Source organism: Bacteroidia bacterium (assembly GCA_020852255.1).
Taxonomy (GTDB): domain Bacteria; phylum Bacteroidota; class Bacteroidia; order JADZBD01; family JADZBD01; genus JADZBD01.
In genome coordinates this window covers 337,111-345,152 of record JADZBD010000016.1, presented here as the reverse complement: position 1 = coordinate 345,152, position 8,042 = coordinate 337,111, and the positions used below count along the sequence as shown (strand labels likewise).

Genomic DNA, 8,042 nt, shown 5'->3' with positions numbered 1-8,042 from the left:
TATCTCCGCGGGTCTAATCAGTGGTTCCAAGCAGAGGACGCAAAGGTTTCGCAGAGGGGACGGAGAATTATGTTTCTTTCTTTGCGTAATGTTATCTCCGCGGGTCTAATCAGTGGTTCCAAGCAGAGGACGCAAAGGTTTCGCAGAGGGGACGGAGAATTATGTTTCTTTCTTTGCGTAATGTTATCTCCGCGGGTCTAATCAGAGGTTCCAGGCAGAGGACGCAAAGGTTTTGCAGAGGGGACGGAGAATTATGTTTCTTTCTTTGCGTAATGTTATCTCCGCGGGTCTAATCAGTGGTTCCAGGCAGAGGACGCAAAGGTTTCGCAGAGGGGACGAAAGATTATGCTTTTTCTTTGCGTCCTTAGCGTAACCTCCGCGTTCTTTGCGTTAAAGTTTGAGAGATGCCAATCAGAGAAATGAACATCATGGGAATGCGCCTCACTATTGCAGGTTGTTGACAATCCTCGTAACTCCGGTTTTTAACACCACAGTATTGAAATTTATCAACAGGCCTAGCTTATGGCCTGAAAGACGCAAGTAGGTAAGCAGTTGCGCATGATGAAGTGGTGCCAGCACCTCGACGGATTTTATTTCAACGATCACTTTGTTGTTCACCAGAAGATCTAATCTATATCCTGAATCAAGACGGACGTCTTTATACACTACCGGCAGTGAGGGTTGTTGTTTTACTTCCAGTCCCGCTGTCCGAAGTTCAAATGCCAAGGTGTTCTCGTACACGGATTCCAGCAAGCCCGGTCCCAGATGGCGGTGAATCTCCATGGAGCAACCGATAACGGTATAAGAGATGTCATTTTCTGTCATGTAGCGAAATTCTCAAAGAAAGTTCACATGACAATCAAAGATGCGGCTCTAATTTAGAACCAGATGAAAGGATATCAGGGATGCGTATCCGCGCACTTTGCGAGTTCTCTGCGGGCTTTGCGTTAAACCTGCTGATCTTTCTCTAATTTAGAACCAGATGAAAGGATATCAGGGATGCGTATCCGCGCTGTTTGCGAGCTTTGCGTTAAACCTGCTGATCTTTCTGTAAAAACGGATACCTGTAATCCACCGGAGGAACAAATGTTTCTTTAATGGTACGCGGCGAAACCCAGCGCAGCAGATTGATCTTCGCTCCAGCTTTGTCGTTGGTCCCCGACCCTCTGGCGCCTCCAAAAGGTTGTTGCCCTACTACAGCACCGGTGGGCTTGTCATTGATGTAAAAGTTTCCGGCAGCGTTAGAAAGTTTTTTCGTTGCATGCTCAATAGCATAACGGTCCTGAGCTAAGATAGCGCCGGTGAGCGCATAATTTGACGTACCGTCAACCACCTTTAAGGTTTGATCAAATTGCTTCTCATCATACACATAAACAGTCAGTACCGGGCCGAATAACTCTTCACACATGGTTACATAGTTCGGATCGGTGGTTTGAATGATGGTAGGCTCAATAAAGTATCCTTTGGATTTATCACATTTGCCTCCGGCTATGATCTTTGCACGTTTTGCTTTCTTTGCTTGTTTGATGTAACTGTGCAGCTTGTCAAACGACTTTTCATCAATTACTGCATTGATAAAGTTTGTAAAGTCTTCGGTGGGGCCCATTTTCATCGACTTCAGGTCTTTCAGCACTTGTTCCTTCACTGCAGGCCAGAGATTGGAAGGAATATATGCGCGGGAAGCCGCCGAGCATTTTTGTCCCTGATATTCAAAAGCTCCGCGAGAAATGGCTGTAGCAACAGCTGCAGCATGTGCGGTGGGATGAGCCAGTATAAAATCTTTCCCGCCTGTTTCTCCAACAATCCGGGGATAAGATCTGTATTTATGGATATTGTTTCCGATGGTTTGCCAGATATTCTGAAATACTTCAGTGCTTCCGGTAAAATGTATTCCTGCAAAATCGGGGTGATTGAAGACCACTTCGGCGGCATCCGGACCGGAGGGATAGATCAGGTTAATCACACCGTCTGGTAGACCTGCTTCATTAAATATCTCCATGAGTACATTCGCAGAATATACCTGGGTGTTGCTGGGTTTCCAAACCACCACATTTCCCATCATCGCGCAGGAGGTGGGAAGATTGCCTGCAATGGCTGTAAAGTTGAACGGTGTAAGCGCATAGATGAATCCTTCCAGGGGGCGCCACTCTAAGCGATTCCACATTCCCGGATTGGATCCCGGCTGCTCCTTATAGATTTCCTGCATGTAATACACATTAAAGCGCAAAAAGTCGATGATCTCACATGCGGAATCAATTTCAGCCTGGTAGGCATTTTTACTTTGCGCAAGCATGGTTGCTGCATTCAGTTTTGCCCTGAACGGACCTGCAATGAGATCGGCAGCTTTTAAAAAGATGGCAGCCCTGTGCTCCCAGCCCAATGCTGCCCATTTCGGTTTGGCACGCAGAGCAGCGGCAATTGCTTGTTGTACATGCTTTTTATCACTTTTATGAAAATAGCCTAAGGTGTGTTTATGGTCATGCGGCGGAGACATTCTCTGTTTATTCTCTCCCCGTACTTCTTTCCCTCCGATATACATGGGCACATCGGTTTTTTTTGCTCGAAGGCGTTTAAGCATAGCCTGCAATTCCTTGCGTTCCGGAGTGCCGGGGGCATAGGATTTGACCGTTTCGTTAACAGGTGGCGGTACGGAAAATACTCCTTTTGGCATGGTGTCTTGTTTTGGACCCTAATTTACATTTTATACGGTTCTATCTGAATTTCTGCTTTTACCCGAGCCCTTCTTTAAGCTCCAGTAAAAATCCTTTGATGTGCTCCAGTGATTTTACTACTTCCACATTTGCAATCGTCTCGTCTTTGCTTCGTTTGAGTTTTTCTCTCGCCCCCTGGAGGGTATAGCCTCGCTCCTTTACAAGATGGAATATGACCCTGAAATTGTCAATATCGGATTTCGTGAACAGGCGATCCCCTTTCTTGTTTTTCTGCGGACGAATCACGTCGAATTCCTTTTCCCAAAAACGAATCAGAGAGGTGTTTACGGCGAACATCTTTGCCACCTCGCCGATGGTGTAGAATAGTTTTTCGGTTGCTTTTTCTTTATACGGCATTGGCGGATTTATCAGGAGCCAAGATTGAGATTAAATATACTTAAAAGAAGCGTTCATTCTCCCGGAACCTTTGACTTTTGCCCCTTCTCCTTTGGGTCTTTTTTAATCTGCGCCGGAATCACGAGTGTTGAATTTGCTTTACGGCTGGCCAGAAGCAGATTGGATTCGCCTCCTTTCCACTTGTAGCCAATGCCAAATGGCAGAGGGCTCAGTTTTCCGGCCACGGAGTCTGCAACAAATGCATCCTGGTAATCCTGCTGGTATTCTTCGGAAAACAGGGGGATCGTGCCTTTGTATTTTCCGTAGAGGTGAATATCCCAGCTTTTTGCATCAAAATAGTAGTAAGGGATGCCGGAATCGTCCTGCAGTATATATTCGCTTTGACGGAGAATAGTTTCGCGGATGGTGGAAAAGAAGGCATTGTGCATGAGATAGGAAGCGGATTTTAAATAAGTGTTCACTCTTCCCATCCCATCCAGAAAAAGTTTAAACTCTTTCCAGTTCTCCAGCAGTCCTCCGTTCGACAGGTCAGTAGAAAAATAGTACATGGTTTGTACCGGATGAAGACTGTCTTTCCGGAACCGGATCTCCACCCCCGGTATTCTGCCTTTTTCGCTCAGTTTTCCCGTGGCGTCAATACTCATTTTATTAATGCTGATGATCTCATTTTTTCTTGATTTAAGAAAAATCATCAGGAGTGGAATGGTGCCGTTCACCTGATCTTTATGAAGATCTGATTTCATGGCAATGGTTCGAAAGAAACTGAATTTTAAAATGGAAAAGAGCGATGTTTCTACCGATCGGAAATAATTCGCGAGGGTATCTATTGTGTCCCTTCCAATGAAGGGTACTGTTCCTACCGGTTCCAGCCCGACAAGTATATATTCTTTTGCGTCAGGAAAGAAAACGTTTGCGTTCAGAATATCAGGACCGGAGAACGGATAAAACAGTTTTTCACAACGGGTGTTCAACTCCTTAAGTTCGCGGTTGCGCCAGCTTATCTGTGGTATAACCCTGGTGCTGTCGTATTGTTTCCATCTGGATGATGACCGCTGTGCGTAGCTCTTCCATTCGGCGGCCGTGGTAAGTTTCTTATCGAGTGAGCCGGATAGCACCGGAAGTCCGCAGAGATAAGAGGCGACCTGATCATAAATAGGGTCGAAACGGATAGCCGGTAAAGGCATGCTGTCTGTTTGTACAGCGGGTACACTGTCCGGCGTTTCAATAGATGTTCCGGGTAACGGAGAAACTTGTTCTGCCGGTTCGCAGGAAACAAGTACAAGAAATATTACGCTTGTGAGGAGGGGTATTCGTGCCATTGCGGCACATAAAGGGAAAGTCATGGGTATTTAAGCAATCGTGTTCTTTTTCGGTTTAAATTTTGATCTGCGAAGGTAATCAATAAAGTAGATAAGGGCACCTGCTGCAATGGTTCCGAGACCAATCAGGGATTCTGTTGGTTTACGTTCGAGACCATAGTATAGAATCCAACCGGTGATAAGTAGAAAGAGCGCCGGGGGTAAGGGGAACGCCCAGACTTTAAACGGGCGATGGAGATGCGGTTCTCTGATGCGGAGGAGGATGAGTCCCAGCACGGTAAGAAAAGTGAACACGTTGAGTGTAAACCCTATATAATCCAGGACCGATGTAAAGGAGGCGGTAAAAACCAGCAGCAAGGCTATGCCCGACTGAAGCAGAACGGCGATCCATGGAATGCCCTGGGATGATTTGGTAGCAAGTACTTTCAGGCTGCGGGTATCCTCTCCCATCACCATTGCTACCCTCGGCCCGACCATTACCATAGAACTTACAGAGGAAACGAGCAGGATTGAAATAATCATCCCGACGATTCGGGCTCCATCGGCACCAAAAATGGATCCGGCCGCCACGTATCCTACTTCCATCTGTCCGCGCATGGCATCGGCCGGAGTGGTGTAAAGGAAAATAAAGTTGAGAAGCACATAAAGAATGGTAACAAAGAGGGTTCCTCTCAGCAAGGACTTGGGGAGGTTACGCTGAACGTCTTCTATTTCTCCTGCGATGTAGGCCGAGGCATTCCAGCCGGAGTAGGAGTAGGATACCCAGTAGAGCGCTCCGGCGAAACCTGCCGAAAGAATTTCGGAAGAACTTCCCTCCACGGGAAGGATGGATATGCCCGCACGTGCGTCGGATGAAAAGCCGGCAATAATGATGAAGAGGATAAGCAGGATCTTCGCTACGGTGAATATATTTTGCACCCCGCTGCCGGTTTTAACGCTGGTGGCATGTATGGCAGTGAGCAATAAAATGACGCCGGCTGCCACATAAGTGGGTTCAAGACCGGGAAAAACCTGGTGCGCGTACCCTCCCAGTGCCATTGCTGCAAGGGCCACCGGAGCTGCAAATCCGACCGTGATGGAAATGAATCCCGACATAAAACCCACCACCGGATGATAGATGTGCGACAGATAGTGGTACTCACTGCCCGAGCGCGGCAGGGCCGATCCAAGTTCTGCATAGCATAAGGCTCCGCATAGGGCAAGCAACCCTCCGGTAATCCACAAAAGCAAAATCGCAAATGGAGATTGAATGTCAAAGAGCTGAAACCCGAGGCTGGTGAATACCCCGGTACCAATCATATTCGCGATCACCAGGGAAGTAGCTGTAAAAAGGGAAATCTTTTTCATATGCGCACACCCAAAACTAAAACATCATCTACCTGGTCGAACGTTCCTTTCCAATTACTGAATGTTTCATGAAGGATGCGGTGTTGTTCCTGCATGGGCCTTGACCAGATTTCCTTAATAAGTTTTTTAAAATTTCGCATCATGAATTTTTTTCCTTCCTGTCCTCCGAACTGATCTGCATAACCATCCGTGAACATGTAGATGCAGTCGCCTTTCTGCAGATTGATCTCATGGCCTTTGAACGACTTGCTTCGGTCCACATGTCCGCCGATAGAAAATTTATTCGCCTTGTATTCGTAAAACTCACCGTTGCGGACGAGGTAGAGGGGCCGGAAGGCACCGGCATACTGCAATCTCATTTTGTCTGTGTGAATGGCGCAAAGGGCAATATCCATCCCGTCGGATGACTCATCCAGGCCGCTTTGGCTAAGGGCTTTTTTTACTCCGGAATCCAAAACACCCAGGGCCTGTTCAGGGGAGGTGATGTTGGTGTCACCGACTGTTTGATTCAGCAGCTGAACGCAGATCATGCTCATAAAGGCGCCGGGTACTCCGTGTCCGGTGCAATCGGCCGAAGCCAGGAGGGTGACAGGACCGAAATGGTGGAACCAGTAAAAGTCGCCACTGACAATATCACGGGGGTTATAATAAATGAAATGGTCAGGCATCTGCGACCCGAGCACCCGCTGATCGGGAAGAATGGCATTCTGAATGCGTAAAGCATATCGAATGGAATCGGTGATGTCTTTGTTCTTCCGTTCGATCACTTCATTGCTTTGCGCAAGCTTGTTAAACAGCTCCTGCTTCTTCCTGTAGTTCCTGTAATTGAAAAATACGAGCGCGAGCAAAGTGAATACGCCCAACGAGGCAATCCAGATGAAAAGTTTTTGCTGGGATATTTTATGATCTTGTGTTTGAATCAGTTCTTCTTTTAATGCAATTTGCTCCTGCTGCTTTTCGCTCTCATACTGGGCTTTCATTTCGGCCATTTTCTTAGCAGAATTCATGTTCACCAGGCTGTCTTTGAGAAGGATCAGCTTATGAAGGTATTCGGAAGCTTTTTTATGGTTGCCCAACCCCTCGCAGGAGCGGGCTGCCACATCATACCCGCTGATGAGAAAATCCAGCGCTCCCACCTCATCGGCATATTGGATACCTTTTTCGGCGTATTTAACGGCTTTTTCAAATTTCCCCTGATTCCGGTATACGTCGGCGATGTTGATATTTCCGCTGGCGATTCCTTTCTTTTCGCCGATCTTTTCTTTGATAACGAGCGACCGGATGAAAAAATCAATCGCCTGGTCGTATTCTTTTTTATCGTTGTGGATAAGTCCGATGTTATTCAGAGAGTAGGAGATCCCACGCATGTCGTTGTTCAATGTGCGTATATCCAGGGCTTTCTCGTGGTAGTACCGGGCGGAGTCCAGTTCCTTAAGATAGAAGAGCGAATTTCCAATGTTGTTGTAAAGGTTCCCAAGCGTGCGTTTATCCGCATAGTCCTTATATACTAGCGCTTTATGAAAGAACTGAAGGGAGGTCTTCCAGTCGCTCATCCGGTGATAGCAGTATCCCGCAGCAGAAAGGCAGGAAACGATTCCGGACTTATCATTGTATTTCTCTGCCACTTTCAGTGCATCGAGCATTACTTGTAAGGCGCCGGCATGATCAGCGCGGATATTCATTATCGTGCCCCTGGAAATAGCCGATTTGATAATTAAGGAAGGAATGTTGAGTTTTTTGGCAAGCCCGTAACTTTCCGCAGAATACATCTCTGCTTTGGTTGGATTCTGTGTGCTGAGCTCAGCGGTAAGAAGAGAAAGTATTACCACACGCTGCGAATCTTTGGCGTGTTTCAGTACTTTTTCCAGACTGTCTACAAACACGTTTTGTGACTGCAGAATAGCGGGAATCAGCAGGATGAAGAGGAGGGTCCGCCGGAGCATTCCTCTAAAGTAAGGAAAGAAATGAAATCCAGCTTATTGCTTGGTTTTCACGGGAATGGCATCGTAAACGGAAGAGCCATTAATGCTCTCTATGTTCACCGGAATACCATAGCTGGAGATGCTGCTTCCATTGAGTTCTTTCAAATTCACAGGAATGGCACCGTACACCGAGCTGCCTCCGATGCTTTTGATATTCACATCGGTTTCCACCAGGCGAACATTCAGGGTTCCGTCGGCATTTACCGAAAGTTGATTCAGTTCATGAACGGATGCGGCATCAGCCACTTTTGATTCTGAAAAATTTTGGATCACAAGGGTAACAAGCGCTACTGCGATCACGGTTAATATCATTTTTGTATACATAG

At 46.9% G+C, this 8,042-nt stretch carries 7 protein-coding genes; all 7 read right to left on the bottom strand.

The genetic code is table 11. The annotated features are described in order from the left end of the window. Positions 1–444: 444 nt before the first annotated feature. On the bottom strand, positions 445–825 hold the full coding sequence (locus IT233_10140; protein MCC7302991.1) for a GxxExxY protein: 381 nt from the start codon (positions 823–825) through the stop codon (positions 445–447). A 205-nt stretch (positions 826–1,030) separates the two neighbouring features. Next, positions 1,031–2,671: an L-glutamate gamma-semialdehyde dehydrogenase gene (gene pruA / locus IT233_10135; protein ID MCC7302990.1), complete on the bottom strand. Its 1,641-nt coding sequence runs from the start codon at positions 2,669–2,671 to the stop codon at positions 1,031–1,033. 58 nt (positions 2,672–2,729) lie between these two features. Next, positions 2,730–3,068: a MerR family transcriptional regulator gene (locus tag IT233_10130; GenBank protein ID MCC7302989.1), complete on the bottom strand. Its 339-nt coding sequence runs from the start codon at positions 3,066–3,068 to the stop codon at positions 2,730–2,732. A 53-nt stretch (positions 3,069–3,121) separates the two neighbouring features. Beyond that, the gene (locus tag IT233_10125; protein ID MCC7302988.1) at positions 3,122–4,387 is read right to left on the bottom strand and encodes a hypothetical protein; all 1,266 of its coding nucleotides are present in this window, start codon (positions 4,385–4,387) and stop codon (positions 3,122–3,124) included. 30 nt (positions 4,388–4,417) lie between these two features. After that, on the bottom strand, positions 4,418–5,734 hold the full coding sequence (locus IT233_10120) for an amino acid permease (protein MCC7302987.1): 1,317 nt from the start codon (positions 5,732–5,734) through the stop codon (positions 4,418–4,420). Further along, the gene (locus IT233_10115) at positions 5,731–7,677 is read right to left on the bottom strand and encodes a tetratricopeptide repeat protein (protein MCC7302986.1); all 1,947 of its coding nucleotides are present in this window, start codon (positions 7,675–7,677) and stop codon (positions 5,731–5,733) included. Before IT233_10115 ends, IT233_10120 begins: the two co-directional genes overlap by 4 nt. A gap of 33 nt (positions 7,678–7,710) precedes the next feature. Beyond that, positions 7,711–8,040 (bottom strand): hypothetical protein, encoded by a 330-nt coding sequence (locus tag IT233_10110; GenBank protein MCC7302985.1) that lies wholly within the window; start codon positions 8,038–8,040, stop codon positions 7,711–7,713. Positions 8,041–8,042: the final 2 nt, after the last annotated feature.

Bases quoted from the DNA above. Each gene is read 5' to 3' on its own strand.
- IT233_10140 (MCC7302991.1), bottom strand. From the start codon at position 825: ATGACAGAAAATGACATCTCTTATACCGTTATCGGTTGCTCCATGGAG.
- pruA (MCC7302990.1), bottom strand. From the start codon at position 2,671: ATGCCAAAAGGAGTATTTTCCGTACCGCCACCTGTTAACGAAACGGTC.
- IT233_10120 (MCC7302987.1), bottom strand. From the start codon at position 5,734: ATGAAAAAGATTTCCCTTTTTACAGCTACTTCCCTGGTGATCGCGAAT.
- IT233_10125 (MCC7302988.1), bottom strand. From the start codon at position 4,387: ATGGCACGAATACCCCTCCTCACAAGCGTAATATTTCTTGTACTTGTT.
- IT233_10115 (MCC7302986.1), bottom strand. From the start codon at position 7,677: ATGCTCCGGCGGACCCTCCTCTTCATCCTGCTGATTCCCGCTATTCTG.
- IT233_10130 (MCC7302989.1), bottom strand. From the start codon at position 3,068: ATGCCGTATAAAGAAAAAGCAACCGAAAAACTATTCTACACCATCGGC.
- IT233_10110 (MCC7302985.1), bottom strand. From the start codon at position 8,040: ATGTATACAAAAATGATATTAACCGTGATCGCAGTAGCGCTTGTTACC.